Here is a 24,579-nt window from a genome sequence, read left to right on the forward strand (position 1 = left end):
GTAATTCACCCCATTCATATTATAAAAGAATAAATAGCGCTTTTTTATTACTTAATGGACTATTAGATATTGTGTTTAAGCAAATAATTAAAAATGTACCTCTACACCTGCATAAACACCTGTAAAATCGATGTCTGCATAAGTATTATCAATATCATCAAGCTCTGCTTGGATAGAGCGATACCCCAACTGAAATGCCATGTTCATAGCCAAACTGTCAATAACTCTATACTCTAAGGCCGCATTAACGTCCATAATATTATTATCATCAATAGCTAAATAACTCCCTTCAGCAAAAAGAGAAATGTCGGTTGCGGGGATCCCCAATTCAACCCGTGAATACAACATCGGAATGAAACCATTCATTTGTTGTACAGATGCCGTATTTGACACAGTATCTCTTACGGTAATAGCACCATCTAATTTTTTGGCATTTATACCAACATCAATACTGACTAGGTCATTATCTAAAATTTCGTAATACAATATATGATCAGTGGAAGTCAGATCTAATATGTTTTGCAACTCCGCGTTGACGGTAAAAGTTTCACCAGCAAAGGTAAAGTCCTGGTTTATGGTCGTATTGCCATCCGTTTCTAATGTTGTCACAATGATTTTGGCATTAGGCACAAAAGGAACAAAATGCTCAAGCGCCACATAAAAACTACTCTGACGCTCATCATCGTAAGCAAAACTGAGCAAATCATCGGCGGATGTTGCAACAGAACCTGTCGACTCCATTGCCCACATTTGTGCCCCAGCATATACACCTAAAAGGGTATCCGATTTGGCTGAACTTGCTAATAAAGTCGAAGCAATAAGTGAACTTACTGCAATTTGCTGAAAAGAAAATGTCATTGTATTAACCTTGATTTAATAATTCTGATAACTCAATAATGCCTGCATTCGCACGCGAGATATAATTCGCCATAACCAATGAATGATTGGCTAACATACCAAAACCACTGCCGTTAAGGATCATGGGTGAAAAAACCATTTCTTGGGTCGATTCTAATTCACGAATAATTTGACGTAAGCTCACCAAGGCATTTTTCTTTGCCAAGACATCAGCAAAATCCATTTCTACCGCTTTTAAAAAGTGTAATAACGCCCAGGACATGCCTCGTGCTTCATAAAAATTATTATCTAACTGAAACCAACTGGTTTTATTTTCAAATTGCTGGGGAGTTGGGGTAGATTGACTGGCAGCACTATCCCCTGCCAAGTCGGTATTTATCACTTCCGAACCAACACTTGCACTGAGCTTTTGTGACATACTGCCAAGACGTTTTTCAACTTCTTTCAACCAATCGCGAAGATTATCTGCGCGAGCAAAAAATTGGCTGCCTTGGCTATTAGGGTCTGCTAGTTCCTTTCGATATTTGGCTATTTCAGCAAACGCTTTTTGATACTCAGATTCTGCGGAAGGAAAGACCCAAGCATTACTGTTGATATTTAAATTAGGCTGCGCTTTCACTAAATAAGGGTTTTCCCTTGATTGGGATTGGGAACGTGAGAAATCTTTGCGCATAGACAAGGTCATATCACGCAGCATTTCCAAAACGCCGAACTCCCAGGCCGGCATATTATCCAAAAATACACTTGGCGGCATTTTATCATTAGACAGATATCCGCCTGATTTATTCAAAAGGGTGTCTCCCACCTTCAAAACAGCTGTAGCGCTGGCAAATCCGGTGACAGGTTTTACATTCATTGTAGCTGCGGCTTGTTGAACTTCTTCACGCACCGAAAAAGTACTCGGTGCCAAACTCCAATAAAAACCAATGACAATAAAGAAGAAAAGAATAATACTTGCGGCTATGCCGGTATTTTTGGGGGTAATAAAATCTCTCATCGTGTTCCTTCAACTAAGATTTGATAAGTTAATCTTAGCATTAATTTGTGTGAAAAACTCTGTAATTACAAGTTCTAATGCTAAATGCCTAAGAGGTAAGCAACTCAGTTTCGACTAAAACGTAGTCACATTATCACCAAGGTCTTTATTAACTTTATTACTCAGCAACCAAATCGCTAGTAACATAATTAATAACGCGGGCCAAAAGGCTGTCATAGAGACAATAAATACCGAACTTAATATGGCAAAGCCGACAAATACGACCGTACCCAATACACTCACCGCCACTACAAATCCAATGATCACAGCAATAATTGATAATGCGCTAAATAATATACTTGCTGAAACTATGTCTAAATTAAAACTGTTAAGCATTAGCGTAAAATCAAACCATTCATACACGACATGTAACAGACCATTTACTAACAAAATGACCATTAAGATAGCTATTATTAAATTTTTCATGCTGGCAATCCTTTCGCTCAGACTAGACGTTTGCGCAACAATAATACCGCCAAAACATAGGCAAGTGCTACTGCTACTGGCGCCATTAAGAAACCAACTACAGCACCTGTACGGGTCCATAATGGGTTGATTTTCAAGTATTTAGCAAGACCACTACACACACCACTGATCATAGGGTTAGCACCGTCTCTAAATAGTGCACTTTGGTTATAACGAGTCATAATAAATCCTCTTTAAAACTGTAAATATTGATAAGAAAAACCGCGGCAGACACTAGGCTGCCGATGAGTTTGTTGAACTGCTGGGTTGAGCGACATCAGTACTGACAGAGTCACTTTGTAATTTTGCTTTTAACTTTATTAATTCTTGGTCGAGTGACGACTCTTGCGCCAAGTTTGCGATTTCTTGAGCCAAAGAATATGTGCTTGGCACTATGTCATATGCATCCACTTGCGCTTCCAAATCTGAGACTTTACGTTCGTAACTTGCAAATTTCTCAATGGCTGTATCAACGTCATAACGCGCTTGCATATTTTTGGCTTTTAAACGGGTTGTGATAGTCACTTCTTTGCTGGATAAAATTTTCTGTTTTTGTTTTGCTTCTAACAACTTCGTCGATAACTTATGCGCATCTGACTCCAATAGTTGTAGATTCTCATCAATAACAGATAAGTTTTTTACCACTATTTCTTGTTCGGCTAAACATTCCTGTTTTTGGATTAAAGCTGCTCTAGCAAGCTCTTCTTTGTTGTGACGCAGGGCTAGTTCTGCTTTATCCGTCCACATTTTAGCATCAGCAGCTAGACGTTCTTGCTTGCGTAAAGACTCCTTTTGCTCAGCTAAGTTTTTGGCCGAAGTCGAACGCAGCTCTACTAATGTTTCTTCCATCTCTTGGATAATTAAACGCATTACTTTTTGTGGATCTTCTGCTTTGTCTAACATCGCATTAAAATTAGCCTGGACGATGTCATTCATTCTTGTAAATACACCCATGATATTTTCCTCGGGGTTGTGCTGTGAAAAGTCTCACTTACTATTTTGTATTACAAGTCCTATGCCAAAACAAAAATCAATTATAAGTCATTGTTTTTAAATAGGTTTATAAAAAAGTTGATATTAAAAAATAGACAGAGGGGAAAGCTGAAACTATTTTTTAATCAAAAAAACCAACTTTTAGTTTTTTTAACCACATGCCGGCTTTATTTTCAAACCACATGCCAGTTAAGCGAGTATCGTTCACTATTACCGTGTGATTGTGTAAGTCGTTCGAGGGGAGTGGTTACAGGAGTTATCCTGTCAATTTGCAAATCACAACTTTTGTTTTAAAATTCGCCGCGAGACTAAATTCCTAACACAAGAAATAACATATGCAAAATCATAACAACATGTTTGTGATGAGGTTGGCCGGTACCTACTCCTTTGCAAAACTGGATTTCCTCTTATATACCAACAGTATTACATCGATTTACAAGCCGCTTTTATTTACACAAAATAATTACTTCACAACGGGTGACTTTGCGGTCGTGGTGGTGACTCCGTATACATTAGAACAGATGAAAATGCGACCGGGGGTGTTTGATTGTCATCTCACAGAGGAAGATTTCGTCACCTTAGAAGCATTCCAAAAAGAGCCAAAACATTCTGCTGATGAAATTAAAAAAATAGTACCTCAACAAGTCACTCATGATGAGACTGAACACAATATGGCGTTATACGATTATTATAGAAAGGTGGTTAAATTAAAATATACTAAACAGTTAAGCTGGGAAGAGCTAGCAGCGCGGCTCGCCTAGGTGTGTGCTCGCAATCAACTAGCAAGGACGAATTCGGACTCAGCCCTTGCGTAGTTTCTGCATTTTATGATGCAGGATATACATCGTTTTTGGAGGTAAGACTAACGCTCCGAAAAACACTATCACTGCCATCACAAATGCGATAATCGGTCCGCTCATCAAGAGCACTAAATCCATCAATAAAAACATAACTATTCCGCAGTAGTTGATGCTTTATTATCGACATTCAGCACTAGAGTTTGAGATTTGATTTCTGAATTAATTTCTACGGTACTTGCTAAATCTACCATTTCGATATTGGTGGATATCGTTGGCGTGCCGTCTAAGTTAAAGTTGTAAGCTGTTTGTGCAACATCCGACTGAACTGCATATGCTAAGTCTTGTGTAGTAATACTCACTGTTTGCTGAACTAAACTATCAACAAACTGGTTTAAAGGAACTTTTTGCTCGGCTTGGACTGCTGAAGCAAAAGTAGCTGAAGATAAAAGTGTGGTCGCAATAATCATTTTAGTAAACATAATCGTTATCCTTTGAGTCATGTATTAGCATCTTGTGATGCGTTATTAGTTAAGACGAAGATAATATTGCGAAGGTTGTGCCAACTCATAAGAAAATCGTAAAGCACTGATTTTATTGAATTTAAATTCAGTTAAAATATTGGAAATGAATAGGATAAAAAGTTTTTTACCTAAAAAATAGTTAAAAACACTATTGGATTAGCATTTTTAACCACCTTAAAGATATGCATTTAAATACTTAAGTTATATTTGAGGTTTATCATCTAGAAATTGTTGAGCCTTATCACGGGTTTGTATCATTGCCTCCAATGCAGCTAATAAAACATCAGGTGATTTATCTGCCCCGATAGCATTTTCACTCAAGTAACGACGCCAAACACGCCCACCTGGTTGCCCCTGAAACAAGCCCATCATATGCCTCACCACATGCCATACTTTACCACCGGCTGAGACATGTTGTTGAGTATATTTATACATACGCTGAACAACTTCTTCACGTGTCGGTACTGCCGTATCGTCATTATAAAACTCGGCATCCACTTTACTCAGAATATAAGGATTACTATAAACTTCTCGCCCAATCATAACGCTATCAACAAATTGTAAATGGTGTTTCGCTTGGGCAAGTGTTTTGACACCACCGTTAATCCCGATATGAAGGTCAGGAAACTCAGTTTTTAGTTGATACACTCTATCGTACAATAAGGGAGGAATGTCACGATTTTCCTTGGGACTCAAACCTTTTAACCATGCCTTTCTGGCATGAACAGTAAAATCGTTGCAGCCTGCACCTGCCACTATCTCTATAAACGTAGATAGATCTTTATATTCATCCATGTCGTCAATCCCAATACGGGATTTGACTGTGACGGGGATATCAACTTCGGCTTGCATCGCTTTGATACATTCAGCCACAGTATTAGGCTCAGCCATCAAACAGGCACCAAAGCGACCATTTTGGACGCGATCAGATGGACAGCCCACATTGATATTGACTTCATCATAACCATATTCTTGGGCTTTCACTGCACATTGTGCCATATGTGCGGCATCACTCCCCCCTAACTGCAGGGCAACTGGATGTTCAGCATCGTTATAAGAAAGAAAGTCTCCTTTCCCAAAAATAATAGCTCCGGTCGTCACCATTTCTGTGTACAGCAAAGTATGACGACTTATTTGTCTGAGAAAATAACGACAATGTTTGTCTGTCCAATCCAGCATAGGGGCGACTGACATTCTGTGATCTATTTTCGCAGCCATCACTCTGCACCATTTGATTTATAAGACGTTACGTTAACTATTAACAATTTTGGATTCTCTAAAATTCAGGACTTTTTAGCTCTTTGTGCTGATATTTCATCTTCAGGAAGACCATAAGCAGACAAACACGTTTGTGCATTATACCATTCGAAAACGATTTTGCGCAGTTCATCCTGGATTTTATACGTCAGTTATTGAGGCCATCAACACCCTGAACCTAATGATAAAATATTTGACGCAAAACCATTTATTCCATACGATGCAAATGTTTACAAATACCTATGAATTCAACCGTTTGTTCTTGCTGGTTGTGTTCAGATAGTTCTAATAGTGAGGTTGGTTGTGCACAAAATAAAAGCTATTATCATTTTCCCAATTCACTTTTTATTACAGATGATTAATTTAGGGTTTTGGGCAACTTTAATTTTTGTTTTAGGTCTCATCAAACTCGTCATTCCTGTTCCTCCTGTGCGTCGAGTACTCAGTTTTATTACTGATAGCTTTGCGGTAAATTTTGGAACAATTAGCGTTTTTTTCATTGAAACATTCAACCGTATTAACATCGACATTCGCATTACAGGTGAGCTTTCCAAAAATAAATGGTATTTGATTACGGCTAATCATCGCAGTTATTTGGATGTCATCCTAATGATTGCCTTTGCCCAAGGCAGAGTTCCTTCACCGAAATTTTTTCTTAAGAAAGAGCTCATTTGGTTACCTTTTGTTGGGTTAGGTGCTTGGGCGTTGGATATGCCATTTATGAAAAGATACTCCAAGGAATACCTGGCAAAGCATCCTGAAAAAAAGGGAACGGATATCGCAACGACGCGAAAAAAATGTGAGCGTTATGCGCAAACGCCTACGACCGTTATCAATTTCGTTGAAGGGACTCGATTCACCCCTGAAAAACATCAAGCAAAAAAGAGTCCTTATCAGTATTTGCTACGCCCCAAAGCTGCCGGTATTGCTTTTGCCCTTGCAGCTATGGGAGAACAATTCCACAATATTCTGGACGTGAGTATTTTGTATCCTGGTAATGTGGAACATCCTATGATGGATATGTTATGTGGTAGAATGAAGCGAATCGCAATTGATGTTAGGGTATTACCGGTAGAAGAACATCTTATTGGCGATTACTTTAATGATGAAACATTCCGACATTCATTCCAACAATGGTTGAATACGACGTGGCAACAAAAAGACGAGCGTATTAAACAGTTTCTCACAAGCTCTTAACCTTCTCAAAGTTGATAACGCAAAACATGAATAACAACGCTGTAACTCAAAAATTCCTAGATTTTATGCATGAGCTGTTCCCCAATTATGCTCATTTATTTACCCCAGAACATTTACTTTATAAAATAGCGGCTACCGTTACTCTTATTATTTGTGCTGCTATCACGTATTATCTAGTGCATAAGATCCTACAATCCAGATTCATAACGGTATTATTCAAAAACACCCATAATTGGGATGATGTGTTACTAGAAAACGGCTTTTTTCGGCGTTTGGGCCATTTGACGCCAGCGATTTTTATTTATCTTGCCGCGCCATTATTATTTGAAAAAAACCCCATTTTGTTACCTCTATTTCTCAAAGGCGCACAAATTTATCTCGTTTTATTCTCGATCTTCGCTGTCTACGCTTTACTGAACACCATTGAACAGCTTTATAATGAGTCAAAACTAGCCGAACGTGCGCCTATCACTGGGTTTATCCAGGTAAGTAAGCTAACCTTTGCGATCATCGCAATCTTACTCACTGTTTCCTTGCTCATCGACAAAAGCCCATTACTTCTACTCTCTGGTTTAACTGCAATTGCCGCTATTTTATTGTTGATATTTAAAGACACAATTCTAGGGTTTGTTGCTGGGATCCAAATCGCCGCAAACCGTATGTTCAACACGGGTGATTGGATTGAAATGCAAGCCTATAACGTAGACGGTGAAATCAAAGAAATCGGCTTAAATGTGGTAAAAATCCAAAACTGGGATAAAACGATCGCCACTTTACCTACCTATACTTTGACTAATGAAGTCATCAAAAACTGGCAAGGAATGCTGCGTTCAGGTGGCCGTCGCATCAAACGTTCGATACACATTGATGTCAATAGTGTGGGGTTTTGTGATCAAGATATGTTAGATAACCTAGTCAATGTACGTTTTATAAAACCGTATCTGGCCGAAAAACTCACCGAGCTCCAGCAATTTCACAATGACCAAGATATTGACCAAAATGATTTATTGAATGCCCGTAGATTGACTAATATAGGTACATTTCGGGCGTACATGACCGCTTATCTTCAGCAACATCCACAAATAGCACAACATATGACGCTAATGGTTCGTCAAAAAGAACCCAGTGAAGTAGGGATCCCCCTAGAAGTATATTGTTTTAGTCGCAATAAAGTATGGGTCGAGTACGAAGGGATCCAAGCCGACATTTTTGACCATTTTTTTGCAATCATGCCACTGTTTGGGCTGCGTTTATATCAACGCATTAGTGATCAATCGAAACCGGGATAACAATAATTGGTAGGGTATTAATGGTGGGAGAATAAAAAATATCGCCGTTATACTTCTGCATAGCTACTACATAAAAAGCCTCTTGATTTTAGCTATAAAAGTGCTTAATCAGGAGGCTAGATAAATGATTAGCTACAACACGTTGGTTGCAACGACAATAACCATATATGCGTTTAGAAGAAACGCTTATGCAAGTGCATACCCCATTAGGGCAAAAATGACGAAGCCCGTAACGCCGAAAAAACCGTACTCGACTTTCTCTTGCATGCCATTCCCTGATTTGTCAGCTATGAATGCCATAATGATACTTGTTAAGCCTAAAACTAATGCTAGTACGCCGATGCCAAATGCAACTGCACTGATCCATTCACCCATGATGTTCTCCAAAAAATAAACTTTCTTAATTATACCAATAAGCACTGGAAACCTATAGCCCTTATACGTGAATTCGCAGCGAAACATCGGATAATTTGATTTTTATCAACGATTAGCCAATTTCACGAACAAATAAGGATTTTGCTAAAATGCTAATGGATTTACCTATTTGCTGTATTATATCGTATTATAAACCCCAGTATTTATAGGCATTCAGTCGTAATTTTTTGGCATAAAACCTGCTGGACTTATCAAGTACATGAGTATAACAAAAGGAATATTAATAATGTCACAAGCAAACTTCCGCAATTCAATAAACGTTGCATGTATTGCATTACTTTGGTCTGTCGTATTGCTTGCCACTCCAGTGCAGGCGAACACATCGATGCACATAGAGGGGTGCGAAATGGCGATGAGAGGTACCTTGGGAATGCAAAACGACATTTTGACTATTCGTCCGGCAACTCATTCCAAAACATATGTCATTGATGCTGAACAGAATCTCAGTATTGATGGTAAAGCCGTGCCGTTGAATCAAGAACAACAAGCCGTTATCGAAAGCTATTACTACAATGTCCGAAGTGCCATTCCAATGGGCGTAGAAATGGCCGCTCAAGGTCTAGAGTTAGCAAACATTGCTGTCAATGAAGTATTTACACAGCTACTAGGTCCACAAGACGACATGGTTGTTAAACTCAATGAACTCATCGCACAAATTAAAACTAAAGTTGAAAGCAGTATCTATGCCCCTGATGGATCTATTTTTATCGATCCTAACGCTAGTAACCAAGATGATTGGACAGACCCTCAGTGGCAAGCAGAATTTGATGCTGTACTAGAAGAAACCATACAAGACTTTATGGGGACAATCTTAATCGCCATGGGTAAAGCCTTACTGTTTGGTGATGGCGAACCTTTATTTGAAGACTTTAACCCAGATGCTTTAGGGCAAGTCATCGAAGAAAAAATGGCGGCTAACGGTAATGCATTAGCTGAAACCAGTACTGTATTTTGTGAAATAGTGAGGGTAGCAGAAGCAAATGAAACCAGCCTGGCTACACTCATACCTGAGTATGCGGATTATAATTTTATAACAGTAGAAGCTAAGGCAGAACAAGCGCAGGTAAAATAAGTGATGAGACAACAATATTTCATGTGTGGGTGTGGTTGGTTAGGCCTCCCCCTCGCTCGCGAACTCCATCAGCAAGGGCACAAACTATATGGGACAAGTACACGTATAGAACAGTGTGCATATCTGACTGAGAGCGGCATTACCGCTTATCCATTGGTGCTTAGTAAAGATACGCCGCAACATTTTCCTAGCGATGCTGACCATGCAATGTTCACTGCTATGCGTCAAAGTGATTGGGTTTTACTGAACATTCCACCCAAACGTCGAGACCTACAAGAACAGCCATTCCTGAGTAATTTACAGTCTCTAGTAAGCACTATTCTCGCGCAAAATGACCATACCAAAATCCTTTTTATTTCGACGACATCGGTATTTGGCCAGTTTTCGGATACGTTGATTGAGTTAGATGAGATGAGCCCGACCTGTCCTACTACGCCATCTGGTAGAGTGCATGCTCAAATGGAACAATGGTTACTTTGTCATTATCCTAGTCAAAGTACTGTGCTGAGATTAGGTGGACTCATTTCGACGACACGCCATCCTATTACCTCGATTTGTAAAAGAGAGTATTTTAACGATGGCCAACAGGTGGTAAATCTTATACACCAAGAAGACGCTATCGGGCTAATAAAGGCGATTTTTACGCAACAACACACTGGAGTGATTTTTCACGGCTGTGCGCCGGAACACCCTTCCCGACTGACATATTACCGACAAAGTGCGAAAAGTAAGGGCTTAGTATTTCCTGATTTTGATCAAGACGTGCTGTTGCAACCATTATCTGGGAAGTCTATCCAAAGTAGAAAAACCCAGCAAATGCTGGGTTTTAAGTATAAGTTCGTCAGTCCCTTCGATATGCTTTAAAGGTACAAGCTAACCAATAAGTGGATAACCAAAGTATTTGGTCAGTACCGTGTTGATGAAAATGAACAATAAAATCGCAGGGATGAAAGTACCAACCGAGATATCCACATACTTTTCAAAGAAACTATGTTTATAACCTCTAGCCCCTTCCTCAAGCGCTTTATTAAAATTGTGTTTTTTCCAGCGATAACTGACAAATAAACAAATTAACAAACCGTTTAAAGGTAAAATAGTCTCGTAAAACACATCAATTACCACATCAAAGAAGGATTTTGTCGCACCACCATATTCCATAAACTGCGTTAAGAAACCGACTTTGCCAAAAGACAAAGCACATAATGTAGATAAAACAATAAGCAGTAAACCACACAGACTAAGTGCTTTTTTTCGTGGTAAGTCTTTTTCACTCATCAGTGATGCTACAGGTACCTCAAAAATAGAAACTAAAGAAGTAATAGCAGCAAAAAACACTAATAGGAAAAACGTACTTGCTACAATACTTGCACCGACATACCCAATACTCGCCTGTAGTGCCAAAAATATTTTAGGTAAGAATGTAAAAATAAGCCCTACCGATGACTCACTTAGCTCATCAGGCTGAATATTGGGATTAAATGAAAATATAGCAGGTAAAATCATTAACCCTGCTGTAAAAGCAACAGCTGTATCGGTTAATGCAACCAGTTTTGCCGATCCTGGAATATCAGATTTATTAGAAATGTAACTACCATAAGTAATCATAATCCCCATCCCCAAAGACAATGAGAAAAATGCTTGTGAGAGGGCACCATTGACGACGCCTGAATCAATCTTAGAGAAATCTGGGACTAAGTAAAAAGTCACACCTGCCATGGCATTATCCTGAAACAAGACAAATATCACCATACCTATAAGCATGATAAACAACGCTGGCATTAATAGCTTAGCCGCCCTTTCTATCCCTTCTTTTACGCCCCCTTGAAGTATTAAATAGACAATCCCTAGGACAATCGCCATATACCCAAAAACGACGTCTGAGTTAATAAAACCACCAAAAGTATCTGGGTTTGCTAAAGAGTCTAAGTTTCCTAACATAGACTCTACCAAGTAACCAAAGATCCATATGGTAATGACAGAATAGAATACTGCGATCATAAACGGGGTGATAATCGACAACCAACCAGCGATATTCCAACCTGTGTTGCGCTGACCTAATTTATTATATGCACCAAGGGGATCTTTTTGCGTATGACGTCCAACAGACATTTCAGCCAACATCACAGGCAAACATATAAAAAATACAAAAACAGCATACATAAAAAGGAACGCACCGCCCCCATTTTTAGCTGCACCGACTGGGAATCCAACCAAATTACCAATCCCAACTGCTGAGCCTGCTGCCGCTAGAATAAAGCCGATTTTAGAACCGAACTGTTCGCGTGCTGCACCCATAATGAACCCTTATAAAATATTCTTATTATCGTTTCCGAATATTAACAATGTTCACTATAAATGTCATTTACCAAGGGATTTTTTGTCCATCCCAATCTACATAATACGGACTTTGTTCCACCTCTGCGGCATGCAACTGTTTTATTAAGCACTGTGCGGTAAATTCTGGCGTAAATAATTTGCCAGGTTTTACATTTGCCTGAAAGGGTTTGGATAATCCTGTAGCCACAGTACCTGGGTGATAAGAAATTAAAATACTGTGTTTGTTGCGTCGTTGATATTCGATGCTTGCGTTTTTTATGAGCATGTTTAACGCTGACTTTGAGGCACGATAACCATACCAGCCACCCAAACGATTATCTTCAATGCTGCCGACTCGAGCAGAGAAAAAAGCAATGACCGCTCGAGACTTGGGCAGTATTTTAAGTAAATGCTTTAACCAGATAGCCGGCACTATGGTATTTATCGCGAAATACTCAGCTAACGCAACTGGATCGATATCTTCGAGGCGTTTTTCTGGCTTTAATGTCACGTTGTCAGACACCTGCTGGTGAAGCACACCGACTGTTGATATCACATAATCAAACTTTATATCTTGAGTATGACAAGCTGCAACAAAATCTATAACTTCGCTTTCATTTTGCGAATTTATTGTGTGGTGAGTGATTTTCGAACGATATTCTGACAGTGGGCCTGCTGTTAAATCGTTAGCACTGCGTGATACGGTATGTAGATGTCCAACGGTACCACTTTGAAAAAGCTCGACAATGAGAGCTTGGGCGATTCCGCCATTACTTCCAATCAGTAAACCTGTACGCATATTTATAACCCTTATTGATTTTTTAATTCACATCGCGGACAGCGCTCTTGTCCAGTCAGCCAGTAAGAGATTTTATATCGGTGTTTGGCGAAAATGTTATATGCGTGATCTGCAAACCACCGCACTACAGGCCAACGCAAAGGCGCGTAAACCCAACCTTTGCCCACTAACTTCCATGCCCAATATGTACAATCTAGTCCAGTGACAACGCGACCATCAGAAAACTCGCCATGAATTCGATTATTCAATGCCTCCCAATCTAGATGTGGATATTTTTCTGGAAATTCAGGATCCATAATATCGACAAAAGCCAAATGCTTTGCCGTATTATATTTAATTAAATGCTGCATCTCCTTTTGACACAGGGGGCACATACCGTCATAAAACAACGTCAGGTGCATTTTTTATCCTCAGTTAACGCTTTAAACACAATACATATACGTAAAAAACAATAATAAAGTGCACCATACAACGTATGCTGATTGAACTTTATTGGATAATCCCTATATTCATATATAGTACATATCATTTTTAGGAAATCTCGTCATGGCTAATATACAAGAAATCACACTAGGTGGTGGTTGCTTCTGGTGCATAGAATCAGCGTTTAATAAGGTAAAAGGCGTACAAAGTGCGATCTCTGGGTACAGTAACGGGCATACAGAAAATCCTACTTATGAAGCGGTATGCACAGGAGAAACTGGATACAATGAAATTGTCAGAGTCACATTTGATGCAGACATTATCGACTTTACCACCATTTTGGAGATTTTCTTCGGACTCCATGATCCGACACAACTAAATAAACAAGGAAATGATACTGGTACACAATATCGTGGCGGTATTTATTATCACACCACCGAACAAAAAGAGATTGCAGAAGCTTTTATTGAGAAGTTAACCGCAGATAAAATTTATGCGGCACCGATTGTAACTGAACTAGAACCGGTAAAAAACTACTACCCTGCGGAGGATTATCATCAAGACTACTTTAATAATAACCCGGGTAATACCTACTGCAATCTCGTGGTCGGCCCTAAAATCGCTAAATTTAAACAACGCTTTGTGGAATATCTAAAAGTCGATTAAATCAAAAATAACGTTGCCGTACCTAAAAAGGCGAAGATCCCAATAACGTCGGTAATGGTCGTTAAAATTACGCTACCAGCGAGCGCTGGATCAATTTTTAGCTTTTTCATAATTAAAGGTAAAGTTGCTCCAGCGAGTCCCGCAGCAATCATATTGACTAACATGGCAAATGCGATAATCACCCCCAACATAAAGTCTTGTTTCCATAATGCGACGACTGACGCAATGAGCGTGGCCCAAATAATTCCATTTAAAAAACCAATCAATAATTCTTTGCTGATCAGAAACTTAGCATTTGAGTCGTTGACATGCCCCAGCGCCATACCTCGAATAACCAAAGTCAAGGTTTGATTACCTGCAACCCCACCCATACTGGGTACAATCGTATTTAAAATCGCTAATACCGCCAATTGAGATAGAGTTTGCTCAAACATATCAGACACCATTGCGGCAAGTAATGCTGTCACTAAGTTCACACCCAACCAAATTGAACGGCGTTGGGTCGATTGTAATGCTGGCGCAAACGTATCTTCTTCATCATCTAGACCAGCCATTGACATCATTGAGTGCTCAGCGTCTTCACGGATAATATCAACAACATCATCAATCGTAATTCGTCCCACCAAATGATGATTCTCATCGACCACTGGCGCAGATAACCAGTTGTAGCGTTCAAATAAACTCGCGACTTGGTCATCAGGCATGCCAACCCCAATCACTTCTGGCTCTTCGTCCATGATTTCAGCAACGGTTACATCTGGAGAAGAGGTAATTAAACGAGTGACGGGCACCGAACCAATTAAGACATCAGAACGATTCACCACATAAAAAGTATCAGTATTTTCTGGCAACTCACCACGCAAACGCAAATAGCGTAGAATGACATCAATGGCAACATCAGGGCGTAATGTAATCGTATCGGTATTCATGATGAAACCAGCGGTTTCTTCACCATAACTCAATGCTTGTTCTGCTCGATGTCGGTCTTGCGAGTCCATCGATGTCAAAATATCTTGCAGGACCTCATCAGGTAACGTACTCAAAGTCTCAGCTAAATCGTCCGTATCCATGTCTTCGAGGGCATCAACGACCGTATCAGGCATCATTTTAGCAATGATACCGTTACGTACATCCTCAGACAGTTCTTCTAGCACATCTCCGTGAAAATCAGGATCGATTAACTGCCATAAATCATCACGGGTTTTGGTTGGGCTAGATTCCAGTAGCAATGCCACATCAGGAGCAGGAGTTTCATGTAAGATTTTTCTGACAGAGACAAATTTGCCAGCATTAAGCGCAGCAATAATATTACTGACCTGTTCTGAAGAAAAATTTGTGGCAAGGGTGTCTGTCATAATCACAATCACACAAGGTAAGATGGTTAATGATAACGTATTTTCAGAAATGAGTGTGAATTTATATGGTCATACCAAGGTATCTGGGACAAAAACGGTTAATCAAGTGACATAAACACTAAGTACTTTCATTAAAATTTTGACAGATAAGTGCTTCCACGGCATCTAAAGCTTGCTGTGCATCGGTACCAGTAACACTGACAGTGACCGATTTCCCTTGTTGGCCTTCTAACAACATCAACCCCAGTACACTAGAAGCATCGGCAGTTTTCTCACCGATTTCAAGCATGATTTGGGCGTCATATTTTGCTGATAGTTGTGCCAGCTGTGTCGCAGGTCTAGCGTGGATCCCTAATTTGTTTCGGATCACCAAAGTTTTCGTCAGTGGGGACATAACGGATATCGACTCCTATCTTAGGTTAACGTTAAGACTCGTGTGCGGTTTTACTTTCATATTTTTGCATTTCACGATGTCGAATCTGCACATCAGGATGACTTTCTTTTATATTTTTAGCTAATTGCTCTGCAACGTAGACAGACCGATGCTTCCCTCCAGTGCACCCTATTGCAACACTAACATAACTACGGTTATTGCGCTCTAAATGGGGTAACCAGGTCGAGATAAGATTTTGAATTTGCCAGATAAATTTAGTGACGATGGGTTGGCTACCGAGAAATATCTCAATAGGCTGGTCCAAGCCTGTGAAATGTTTTAACTCTGGTTCCCAATGTGGATTGGGTAAAAAACGGGCATCAAACACATAATCAGCATCCTTTGGAATGCCATACTTAAAACCGAATGATTCAAATACCACGACTAAACGAGAGCTTTTTTTACCTAAAATACGTTCTCGAATGATTTCAGCTAATTCATGGACGGTTAGCTTGTCTGTATCAATATACAAATCAGACTTTTCTCGTAACGGTTGCAGCAATTCTTGTTCAGCTATAATCGCATTTTCCAAAGATTGATTATTTTTGGTCAGTGGATGTAAACGGCGTGTTTCACTGTATCTTTTGAGCAAAATATCCGTACTAGAATCCAGATATATCACTGAAATATTCCATGAATCAGGCAGGTAATCTAAGATATCATTGAGTTCATTTGACTCTTTAGGAATATTCCTGACATCGATACTAATCGCCACATTTTCATATTCATTAATGACGGCATGGGTCAAAGTCGGCAACAGATTCACTGGAATATTATCAACACAATAATAACCAAGATCCTCTAAAGCACGTAACGCAATCGATTTTCCAGAACCTGAACGGCCAGATACAATAATAAGATTCATATTTGACTAATCCTTAATCCGTTTCGTCACTGAGTAGTATCGAAACGATAGCTTCACCGCTTGCCGCTTGCCGTAACTGTTTTAAAATCGTTTTATCATTTAGTTTAGCTGCGATTCCAGCTAATGTTTGTAGGTGACCAGAAATTTGGTCTTCAGGCACCAATAAGGAGAAAAAAATATCAACGGGTTGGTTGTCAATCGCATCAAAGGCAATGGGTGTCTCAGTAATAAGTACAATCGCGATGACTTCATCGATATCAGATAAACGGCCATGCGGGATAGCAACACCGTGTCCAATACCGGTCGAACCCATTTTTTCTCGTTGTACGAGACTCGATAAAATGGTGGCTTGAGGAATATCTTCATAATACTGGGCGCCTATTTCACTAACGCGTTCCAATATTTTCTTTTTGCTTTGACAGGAGACCGCACAAAAAGCGCGGTCTTTAGATAAAATACTTGAAAGAGGCATGACTTAATGTCTTTGCAATTTTTCCTTATGTTTTATCACTTGTCGGTCTAATTTGTCAATCAAACTATCAATTGCAGCGTACATATCGGCGTTTTCTGAAGTAGCGAAGACTTCCCCACCATTTAAATTCACTACTGCTTCGGCTTTTTGATTGATTTTTTCGACATTGAGAATTACATGCACATTGTTAATGTGATCGAAATGTCTTTCTAGTTTTTCAAATTTAGTATCGACATAATTACGGAGCGAATCCGTGATTTCTACATGATGACCAGTAAGGTTTATCTGCATATTTGACTTCCTTCTGTTGTATTACTAAACCAAGCTTTTGCGTTGGTTTGATGGTGGAATCGATAACGATTCCCGGTACTTTGCAATTGTCCGCCGTGCTACTTTAATTCCTTGATCGGCTAACAATTCTGCAATCTTACTATCACTTAGCGGCTTAGCTGTATTTTCAGCTGCTACTAATTTTTTGATTAAGGCGCGAATTGCCGTAGATGAGCATTCGCCCCCAGAATCTGTTGCGACATGGCTCGAAAAGAAATATTTCAATTCATAGATACCACGAGGCGTATGCATATATTTTTGGGTAGTGACTCGAGAAATGGTCGACTCATGCATATCTACCATTTCTGCAACATCATTCAGTACCATCGGCTTCATCATTTCAGGGCCATGTTCAAAAAAGCCCATTTGCTGCTGCACGATACAATTAGCTACTTTCATCAATGTTTCGTTGCGACTTTCCAAACTTTTTATAAACCATTTGGCTTCTTGCATATGCGATTTAACAAATTGTGAATCACTGGTATTTTTTGAGCTTTTACTCAACGATGCATAATGTTGATTGATATTAAGTTTGGGTAGCGAATCTGGATTTAGTTCCACAACCCAGCGACCATTTTTTTTGCTCACGGATACATCAGGGATCACATATTCAGGCTCTTTGGTAATCAAAGCACTTCCTGGACGCGGATTTAAAGTCTGTAGTAACAGCATGACCTCTCGTAATTGCTCTTCTTTCAAATGAGATTTGCGCATCAACGTACGATAGTCTTTATTGGCTAGCAGATCTGAATACTCTGTGATGATAGCCTTGGCTTCATTTAAGTATGGCACGTCATCGCTAAATTGCCTGAGTTGTACTAATAAACATTCTTGAGGATTGCGCGAGCCTGAACCAATGGGGTCAAACATTTGAATACGTTTTAAGACGCACTCCACTTCATCCAACTCAATATTTTCATCGTCTATCGCCTCGAGAATTTCTTCACTGGATACCGTGAGATAACCTGATTCATCGATACTATCAATGATGGCCATGGCAATCGCTCTGTCGACATCGCTAAATGGAGTCAGATCAGCCTGCCATAACAAGTGGTCTTGAATATTTTCGGTTGTTTCGCCTTGATACACCATTTCGTCATCATTAGTCGATGACATTGGAGCTGGCGCTGAAGAAGCAGAATAGTACTCATCCCAAGTACTATCTAGGGGGAGTTCATCGGAAACATTGTTACTTTCTAAGGCATCTGAACTGGTCATGTTATCGCCAGACGCTTCATCAGTGCTGGCCACAGTAGTATCCGTAGAGCCAGTATCTAGACTTTCCGTTTTTTCGTTAAACGCATCTTCGACTTCGAGTAAAGGATTGGCATCAAGTGCTTCTTGAATCTCTTGTTGTAGATCTAGTGTTGATAGTTGCAACAACTTTATGGCCTGCTGGAGTTGCGGCGTCATAGTCAATTGTTGGCTAAATTTGAGTTGCAGTGAAGGTTTCATTTATTCCTTAATCCTTTCTCGCAAATAACATCCAAATATTTGCTTATAGGTTGATTATAGCCTAAATTGTTCCCCAAGGTATACTTCCTTAACCCTTTTATTTTCAAGGACTTGTGTTGCAGTGCCAGAGGCAATCAGCTCTCCTGCACTAACAATGTAAGCTTTCTCACAGACATCAAGTGTTTCACGAACATTGTGGTCTGTAATTAATACACCGATGCCTTTTTGTTTTAGCTGTTGAATAATATTTTTAATATCCCCGACAGAAATAGGGTCAACCCCCGCAAAAGGCTCATCAAGTAAAATGAACTGAGGATCAGCGGCTAAAGCGCGTGCGATTTCAACACGACGGCGTTCGCCGCCTGACAATGCCATACCTTGAGAGTTGCGAATATGGGTAATATTGAATTCTTCTAGTAAAGCATCCGCTTTTTGCTCTTTTTGCTCTGTACTCAACGCACCGCGAGTTTGCAAAATGGCCATGATGTTTTCATATACCGTTAACTTACGAAACACCGATGCTTCTTGTGGTAGGTAGCCAATTCCCTGCCTGGCACGCTCATGCATCGGCTGTAACGTCAGGTCAGTTTGGTCGAGTAAGATTTCACCATGGTCCAGTGGCACAATCCCGACAATCATATAAAAAGTCGTGGTTTTACCTGCGCCATTAGGCCCTAGTAACCCCACAATTTGTCCTGATTCTACTGAGATGGAAACATCCCTAACCACTTGTCTAGATTTATAACTTTTCGCTAAATTAGAGGCTTTTAATACTGCCATTAGGGCTTATCCTCTACTTTATTAGAATTATCTGAATCGATGGCTTTGGCTGTCGATTTTTTAGTTTGGAAAACGGCTGACACTCGCCCTTGTTCGGCTGAGCCACCCAAAGCCGTAAATTGTTCATTTTGCATATCAAAAATGATCGTTTGCCCATTTACTTCGCTAGTGTTTTGTTTTAACTGAGCACTACCAACTAACTGAATTTTTTTATCTACAACGGTATACCGAATCTCATTTGCTTTAGCTTCTACCAACGAACCGTCTTGGATAGTTTGTGAATAACGGGCAGGTTTACCAAGTGCAATAAACACTTCATTGCCTTCACCCAAAGCTGCGTCAACCCGGACTTCATCAGCGAGAATTTGTAAAGAACCTTGGCGAATCACAACACCATCTTTGAGTACTGTCATTTTTTTTACGCCATCGGCAAACGTAGTTTTGGCATCAATGCGAATAGGTTGCTCAAAATCAGAGTCATCAGCGTTGGCAAAAGGCACGCTACTAATGATGAATAAAAGTGCTAATGTTATACAAACATTGAAAGAAGAAAGTGTCATTTATTTACCTAAGGTTGATTCACAATAAATTCAGTTTTTACGTGGTCGATCAACGCAAACTGCTTTCTTGCTAAATTTCCAGTTAAGCCATTACTTAACATACTGAACTCAGCTCCAGTCAACTCAATCAAGGCATCTGAATTAATGTCTTTAGAAACCATATCCATTTGTAGATATTGTGCATTAATTTGGCGAATAAAGTCATCAATATTCAACGATTGAATAATAATATTATCTTCAAGCACCACTCGGTTATCTTCGTACAGGGTAGCAGAGTCAGCATTTATCGCGTATTCCGTGCCATCTGCCACAAAAATATCATATTCAGGTTGAGTAAAAACCATAAAACCGAGTTCAGTAAAATGGTTCATTTCTGAAGCAGATACTTGATGAATTAACACCCCATCGGTTCCATATAAACGACTTTTGATGCCTTCTGCACGATAAGTAGGTGTCAATAAACCCATGCTTTCAGGACGAGCTTCAGTGCTTTCATTCGATGGGTTAAAAGGTAAAAAATACACGACAGCCACTGCACAAAACAGGATTAATATGGCGTATCCAACTCTATTCATTTAAACACTCGCTCCATGAATATCCGACAAATTCCCTTGGGCTTGGAGTAGCGTGTCCGTTACTTCACGAACTGCACCAAATCCTCCAGATAATGTCGTTATCCAATTTGCCTGTTGTTTTACCATCGGGTGACCATCCGCAACCGTTATCTTTACCGCAGCTAGTTCAAACATACCAACATCTGGCATATCATCCCCCATTGCAGCCACTTGTTCAGGCTTTAGCCCTTGGCTGGCTAACAAGTCTGCTAACGCTTGGCCTTTAGTTTCACACCCTTGAATAATGTGCTTGACCCCCAAGGCTTGCATACGTTGTTCGACAATAAGTGAAGAACGTCCGGTTATAATCGCGACTGCCACCCCAATTGATTGTAGTGACTTTATGCCATAACCATCTTTAGTATGAAACGCCTTAAGCTCCTCACCTGCATTGCCTAAATAGATACGTCCATCAGAGAAAATACCATCGACATCACACACCAATAAACGAATATTTTTTAATGTATGGTAAAGGTTGATATCTAAATCTGTATATAAGGTCTTAACGGTATGATTTGTCATTTATACCACTCCAGCACTGAGTAACATGTGCATGTTAAATGCGCCAACGACTTGTTGTTTATCATTGACTACCAACATCGCTGAAATTGCTTTTTGCTGCATGATATTTAACGCATCAACCGCCAGCATATCTGGTGTTACCGTAATGCCGTTGGGCGTCATTACCGAGTGTACTACTGAACTATGAATATCAATTTTTTGATCCAGTACCCGACGTAGATCACCATCAGTAAAAATACCAACAAGGCGATCCTCACTCACCACTCCCGTCAAACCTAAGCCTTTTTCGCTAATCGCAAATAAAGCATCCGTCACAGAAGTCGATGCTGTAACTATTGGGACATCCGCACCTGTACGCATAATATCCGCACAGGTTAACAGTAACTTGCGTCCCAAAGAGCCACCTGGGTGTGATAAGGCAAAGTCTTCAGATGTAAATCCTTTGGCATCCAGCAGCGCAATGGCTAGCGCATCACCCAATACCAGAGTGACGGTAGTCGATGTAGTTGGAGCAAGCCCCAAAGTACAAGCTTCGGCTGGAACAGGGATGCTCAACACTAACTGGGCGTGTTGGGCGAGAGTTGATTGGGGTTTTTGGGTAATAGCAATATATGGAATATGTAGACGTTTTAATACGGGTAATAACCCCAACAATTCACCAGTCTCACCAGAGTTAGAAATCGCTATCACGACATCATTAGGGCTCAGCATCCCCAAGTCCCCATGATTAGCTTCACCTGGATGCATAAAAAAAGCGGGAGTACCTGTACTTGCTAACGTCGCAGCTATCTTATTACCGACATGACCAGACTTTCCCATACCAGAAACAACCACTTTACCAGTACATTGTAAAAGTAGTTCACAAGCCTGGGTAAACGTGGCGTCAATAATATGTTTGAGTTCTTGGACACCCTGTAACTCGGTATCAATAACCCTAAGGGCTGATGCAGTAAAGGTTTGAGTCATGTGGCGACACCTATTTTAAGACATAAAAGCGCTATGCAAAAAGCCAAATCTGATAAGCAAAGAAACAGGATAACAAAAATGCGCCTTCAACACGATTAATCCTTCGCGTACCACGAAGGTTAAAACTGAATAGTAATAACAGCACCGTCAAGGCTAACATAACATACATATCACGATTGGCAGCATCGGCATCAATCAAGCCAGGGGCTATTACACCGGGCATGCCCAATACTGCTAAAATATTAAAAATATTCGACCCGATGATATTCCCCATCGCTAAATCATCTTCACCTTTTAACACACCCGCTACACAGGCCGCTAATTCTGGTAAGCTGGTACCAATAGCAATAATGGTTAGGCCAATCACTAAATCACTAATGCCGAAATGCTTTGCAATGAATACCGCAGACTCTACCAAGAAATGTGCTGACAAAGGTAACGTCACCAAACCGATGATCACCCACATAATGGCACTGGAATTTGACACATCATTGGGGATCTCTAATTCATTTTCATCAATGAGTGGATCATCTTTATCTACTCGCAAAGACAACCAAGCCATTCCGCCAATAGTAAAAACAAATAAGACTAATAACGTAATACCTTCAACTTGAGAAAAGTTTTGATCGGACAAAATATAGACAGCAATACCAGATACAATTAACAAAATGGGAAATTCGCGTTTTAATGTACCGGAAGAGACCAACAAGGGTTTGACTAAAGCGGTAATGCCTAAAACAAGTGCGATATTAGTGATATTGGAGCCAATTGCATTCCCCACAGCGGTGTCGGCAGAGCCATTTAACGAAGCGGTAGCCGCAACCACGATTTCAGGCGCAGATGACCCCATAGCAACAATCGTCAACCCGATTAACATAGGAGCAATACCAAAGTTTTTGGCTAGTGCTGATGCACCATACACAAAACGGTCAGCACTCCAGCTCAGAACTATAAGACCTACAATAAAAATAGCGATTTGGATGAGCACGGATGACTGATTCCTTTATTCCACAAGTAAAATTTTATTCTTCGATGTAAGTAGCACTTCCCAACTATAGCTGAAAAAAATTAATTTAAAACAGTCTATGAGATTGAAAAATAACATATAAGTACAATTATAAGGGCAAAGTAGTATTTATAAAGCTTATATCTCAATAAATAGTGCATATTGCATAATATTTATAAAATTAAACAGTTTGTTATAACTTGTTACTATTCCCTTTTGCAAAAAACTGATTTAACCCTCATAATGACTGACTTTAAGGGCTAAAAATAAAACATGGAAATGAATTTTGTCCAAAGATAATCATCAATATCTTGTTGAAGTAAACAACTTAACCTTTTCTAGAGGTTCAAGAACGATCTACGACGATATTAATCTGCGGATCCCGCAAGGCAAAATCACTGCTGTGATGGGCCCTAGTGGTATCGGTAAAACGACTTTACTACGTTTGATTGGCGGACAACTCAAACCTGACTCAGGTGATATAATTTTTGCTGGGGAGTCTATCCCAAACTTACCCCGTAAAGACCTTTATGAAACTCGCAAGAAAATGAGTATGCTCTTTCAGAGCGGGGCTTTATTTACAGACATCAGTGTGTTCGACAATGTTGCTTTTGCTTTGCGCGAACATACCCACTTGTCAGAAAGTGTCATCGCCACCCTGGTTCATTTGAAACTTGAAGCTGTAGGCTTACGCGGTGCTGCACAGCTCATGCCGAGTGAATTATCTGGTGGAATGGCACGCCGAGCTGCACTTGCCAGAGCGATTGCTTTAGATCCTGAACTCATTATGTACGATGAGCCGTTTGCCGGCCAAGACCCGATTTCGATGGGCGTCTTGGTCAAACTGATTAAAGCGTTAAACGCAGCGTTGAATTTAACTAGCATCGTAGTCACTCATGATGTCAGTGAAGTGTTAGATATTGCGGATTATGTCTACATCCTAGCGAATCAGAAAATCATTGGTGAAGGCAGTGCTGATGAGATTAAACACTCATCGTCACCGTTAGTTCAACAATTTCTGCAAGGCAATGCTGATGGTCCAGTACCATTTCATTTCCCAGCCAACGACTTAACTCAAGATTTGGTGGGATAAT

At 40.0% G+C, this 24,579-nt stretch carries 31 protein-coding genes; 7 read left to right on the forward strand and 24 right to left on the reverse strand.

Annotated elements, in window-relative coordinates; translation table 11 throughout:
• Positions 1-87 precede the first annotated feature (87 nt).
• The 5 genes from NLF92_RS10160 to NLF92_RS10180 all read right to left on the reverse strand — a co-directional run bounded on the left by NLF92_RS10160 (position 88) and on the right by NLF92_RS10180 (position 3,313).
• Complete coding sequence (locus tag NLF92_RS10160) at positions 88-858, reverse strand: TIGR04219 family outer membrane beta-barrel protein (RefSeq protein ID WP_254101477.1); 771 nt, start codon at positions 856-858, stop codon at positions 88-90.
• Between the two features lie 4 nt (positions 859-862).
• Positions 863-1,855 (reverse strand): DUF2333 family protein, encoded by a 993-nt coding sequence (locus NLF92_RS10165; protein ID WP_254101479.1) that lies wholly within the window; start codon positions 1,853-1,855, stop codon positions 863-865.
• A gap of 114 nt (positions 1,856-1,969) precedes the next feature.
• Positions 1,970-2,320: a hypothetical protein gene (locus NLF92_RS10170; RefSeq protein ID WP_254101481.1), complete on the reverse strand. Its 351-nt coding sequence runs from the start codon at positions 2,318-2,320 to the stop codon at positions 1,970-1,972.
• Positions 2,321-2,337: 17 nt separating this feature from the next.
• The gene (locus NLF92_RS10175; protein ID WP_254101483.1) at positions 2,338-2,541 is read right to left on the reverse strand and encodes a PspC domain-containing protein; all 204 of its coding nucleotides are present in this window, start codon (positions 2,539-2,541) and stop codon (positions 2,338-2,340) included.
• Between the two features lie 52 nt (positions 2,542-2,593).
• Positions 2,594-3,313, reverse strand: coding sequence for a PspA/IM30 family protein (locus NLF92_RS10180; RefSeq protein WP_254101485.1), 720 nt, complete (start codon positions 3,311-3,313; stop codon positions 2,594-2,596).
• 374 nt (positions 3,314-3,687) lie between these two features.
• Between NLF92_RS10180 and NLF92_RS10185 the strand changes: the two genes are divergently transcribed.
• The gene (locus tag NLF92_RS10185; RefSeq protein WP_254101487.1) at positions 3,688-4,113 is read left to right on the forward strand and encodes a hypothetical protein; all 426 of its coding nucleotides are present in this window, start codon (positions 3,688-3,690) and stop codon (positions 4,111-4,113) included.
• A gap of 39 nt (positions 4,114-4,152) precedes the next feature.
• Here the strand turns inward: NLF92_RS10185 and NLF92_RS10190 are convergent, their stop codons facing one another.
• The 3 genes from NLF92_RS10190 to dusA form a co-directional block, all read right to left on the reverse strand.
• On the reverse strand, positions 4,153-4,302 hold the full coding sequence (locus tag NLF92_RS10190) for a hypothetical protein (RefSeq protein ID WP_254101489.1): 150 nt from the start codon (positions 4,300-4,302) through the stop codon (positions 4,153-4,155).
• A gap of 2 nt (positions 4,303-4,304) precedes the next feature.
• Positions 4,305-4,631: a hypothetical protein gene (locus tag NLF92_RS10195; protein WP_254101491.1), complete on the reverse strand. Its 327-nt coding sequence runs from the start codon at positions 4,629-4,631 to the stop codon at positions 4,305-4,307.
• 243 nt (positions 4,632-4,874) lie between these two features.
• Positions 4,875-5,891 carry a tRNA dihydrouridine(20/20a) synthase DusA gene (dusA, locus tag NLF92_RS10200; RefSeq protein WP_254101493.1) on the reverse strand — a complete coding sequence of 339 codons (1,017 nt, stop codon included), beginning with the start codon at positions 5,889-5,891 and terminating at the stop codon, positions 4,875-4,877.
• A 342-nt stretch (positions 5,892-6,233) separates the two neighbouring features.
• Between dusA and yihG the strand changes: the two genes are divergently transcribed.
• Both yihG and NLF92_RS10210 read left to right on the forward strand, forming a co-directional pair.
• Positions 6,234-7,127: a 1-acylglycerol-3-phosphate O-acyltransferase, YihG family gene (gene yihG, locus NLF92_RS10205; RefSeq protein WP_254101495.1), complete on the forward strand. Its 894-nt coding sequence runs from the start codon at positions 6,234-6,236 to the stop codon at positions 7,125-7,127.
• Positions 7,128-7,153: 26 nt separating this feature from the next.
• Positions 7,154-8,416, forward strand: a complete 1,263-nt coding sequence (locus NLF92_RS10210; RefSeq protein WP_254101497.1) for a mechanosensitive ion channel family protein — start codon at positions 7,154-7,156, stop codon at positions 8,414-8,416.
• Between the two features lie 186 nt (positions 8,417-8,602).
• On the opposite strand, the gene NLF92_RS10215 is transcribed toward NLF92_RS10210, so the two are convergent.
• Positions 8,603-8,791 (reverse strand): hypothetical protein, encoded by a 189-nt coding sequence (locus tag NLF92_RS10215; RefSeq protein ID WP_254101499.1) that lies wholly within the window; start codon positions 8,789-8,791, stop codon positions 8,603-8,605.
• A gap of 286 nt (positions 8,792-9,077) precedes the next feature.
• Between NLF92_RS10215 and NLF92_RS10220 the strand changes: the two genes are divergently transcribed.
• Complete coding sequence (locus tag NLF92_RS10220) at positions 9,078-9,923, forward strand: DUF2884 family protein (protein ID WP_254101501.1); 846 nt, start codon at positions 9,078-9,080, stop codon at positions 9,921-9,923.
• The gene (locus tag NLF92_RS10225) at positions 9,924-10,787 is read left to right on the forward strand and encodes a Rossmann-fold NAD(P)-binding domain-containing protein (RefSeq protein WP_254101503.1); all 864 of its coding nucleotides are present in this window, start codon (positions 9,924-9,926) and stop codon (positions 10,785-10,787) included. It abuts the gene before it with no gap.
• 9 nt (positions 10,788-10,796) lie between these two features.
• On the opposite strand, the gene NLF92_RS10230 is transcribed toward NLF92_RS10225, so the two are convergent.
• From NLF92_RS10230 to NLF92_RS10240, 3 genes are all read right to left on the reverse strand, one after another.
• Entirely contained in the window at positions 10,797-12,218 is a 1,422-nt protein-coding gene (locus tag NLF92_RS10230; RefSeq protein ID WP_254101505.1) for a sodium-dependent transporter, read from the reverse strand.
• A 67-nt stretch (positions 12,219-12,285) separates the two neighbouring features.
• Positions 12,286-13,038 carry an SDR family NAD(P)-dependent oxidoreductase gene (locus NLF92_RS10235; RefSeq protein ID WP_254101507.1) on the reverse strand — a complete coding sequence of 251 codons (753 nt, stop codon included), beginning with the start codon at positions 13,036-13,038 and terminating at the stop codon, positions 12,286-12,288.
• Positions 13,039-13,049: 11 nt separating this feature from the next.
• On the reverse strand, positions 13,050-13,439 hold the full coding sequence (locus NLF92_RS10240) for a thiol-disulfide oxidoreductase DCC family protein (protein WP_254101509.1): 390 nt from the start codon (positions 13,437-13,439) through the stop codon (positions 13,050-13,052).
• Positions 13,440-13,584: 145 nt separating this feature from the next.
• Here NLF92_RS10240 and msrA point away from each other — a divergent pair, with 145 nt between their 5' ends.
• Positions 13,585-14,127: a peptide-methionine (S)-S-oxide reductase MsrA gene (gene msrA / locus NLF92_RS10245; protein ID WP_254101511.1), complete on the forward strand. Its 543-nt coding sequence runs from the start codon at positions 13,585-13,587 to the stop codon at positions 14,125-14,127.
• Here the strand turns inward: msrA and mgtE are convergent.
• From mgtE to NLF92_RS10305, 12 genes are all read right to left on the reverse strand, one after another.
• Complete coding sequence (gene mgtE / locus NLF92_RS10250; RefSeq protein ID WP_254101513.1) at positions 14,124-15,482, reverse strand: magnesium transporter; 1,359 nt, start codon at positions 15,480-15,482, stop codon at positions 14,124-14,126. The two genes, msrA and mgtE, sit on opposite strands and share 4 nt — an antisense overlap.
• A 118-nt stretch (positions 15,483-15,600) precedes the next feature.
• A complete protein-coding gene (locus NLF92_RS10255) occupies positions 15,601-15,876 on the reverse strand; it encodes an HPr family phosphocarrier protein (protein ID WP_254101515.1) in 276 nt (91 codons plus the stop codon).
• Between the two features lie 31 nt (positions 15,877-15,907).
• Positions 15,908-16,780, reverse strand: a complete 873-nt coding sequence (gene rapZ / locus NLF92_RS10260) for an RNase adapter RapZ (protein ID WP_254101517.1) — start codon at positions 16,778-16,780, stop codon at positions 15,908-15,910.
• Positions 16,781-16,793: 13 nt separating this feature from the next.
• On the reverse strand, positions 16,794-17,252 hold the full coding sequence (ptsN, locus tag NLF92_RS10265) for a PTS IIA-like nitrogen regulatory protein PtsN (RefSeq protein ID WP_254101519.1): 459 nt from the start codon (positions 17,250-17,252) through the stop codon (positions 16,794-16,796).
• A gap of 3 nt (positions 17,253-17,255) precedes the next feature.
• Positions 17,256-17,543, reverse strand: a complete 288-nt coding sequence (hpf, locus tag NLF92_RS10270; protein WP_254101521.1) for a ribosome hibernation promoting factor — start codon at positions 17,541-17,543, stop codon at positions 17,256-17,258.
• Between the two features lie 24 nt (positions 17,544-17,567).
• Positions 17,568-19,037, reverse strand: coding sequence for an RNA polymerase factor sigma-54 (locus tag NLF92_RS10275; RefSeq protein ID WP_254101523.1), 1,470 nt, complete (start codon positions 19,035-19,037; stop codon positions 17,568-17,570).
• A 54-nt stretch (positions 19,038-19,091) separates the two neighbouring features.
• A complete protein-coding gene (gene lptB, locus NLF92_RS10280; protein WP_254101525.1) occupies positions 19,092-19,817 on the reverse strand; it encodes an LPS export ABC transporter ATP-binding protein in 726 nt (241 codons plus the stop codon).
• A complete protein-coding gene (gene lptA / locus NLF92_RS10285) occupies positions 19,817-20,377 on the reverse strand; it encodes a lipopolysaccharide transport periplasmic protein LptA (protein ID WP_254101534.1) in 561 nt (186 codons plus the stop codon). Before lptA ends, lptB begins: the two co-directional genes overlap by 1 nt.
• A gap of 8 nt (positions 20,378-20,385) precedes the next feature.
• Entirely contained in the window at positions 20,386-20,952 is a 567-nt protein-coding gene (lptC, locus tag NLF92_RS10290) for an LPS export ABC transporter periplasmic protein LptC (protein ID WP_254101536.1), read from the reverse strand.
• Positions 20,953-21,513: a 3-deoxy-manno-octulosonate-8-phosphatase KdsC gene (kdsC, locus tag NLF92_RS10295; protein WP_254101538.1), complete on the reverse strand. Its 561-nt coding sequence runs from the start codon at positions 21,511-21,513 to the stop codon at positions 20,953-20,955. It lies immediately after the preceding gene.
• Complete coding sequence (locus NLF92_RS10300; RefSeq protein WP_254101540.1) at positions 21,514-22,479, reverse strand: KpsF/GutQ family sugar-phosphate isomerase; 966 nt, start codon at positions 22,477-22,479, stop codon at positions 21,514-21,516.
• 31 nt (positions 22,480-22,510) lie between these two features.
• Positions 22,511-23,467: a calcium/sodium antiporter gene (locus NLF92_RS10305; RefSeq protein WP_254101542.1), complete on the reverse strand. Its 957-nt coding sequence runs from the start codon at positions 23,465-23,467 to the stop codon at positions 22,511-22,513.
• A gap of 304 nt (positions 23,468-23,771) precedes the next feature.
• Between NLF92_RS10305 and mlaF the strand changes: the two genes are divergently transcribed.
• Positions 23,772-24,578 (forward strand): phospholipid ABC transporter ATP-binding protein MlaF, encoded by an 807-nt coding sequence (mlaF, locus tag NLF92_RS10310; RefSeq protein WP_254101544.1) that lies wholly within the window; start codon positions 23,772-23,774, stop codon positions 24,576-24,578.
• Position 24,579: the final 1 nt, after the last annotated feature.

This window comes from Opacimonas viscosa, assembly GCF_024199005.1.
GTDB classification, from domain to species: Bacteria; Pseudomonadota; Gammaproteobacteria; order Enterobacterales; family Alteromonadaceae; genus Opacimonas; species Opacimonas viscosa.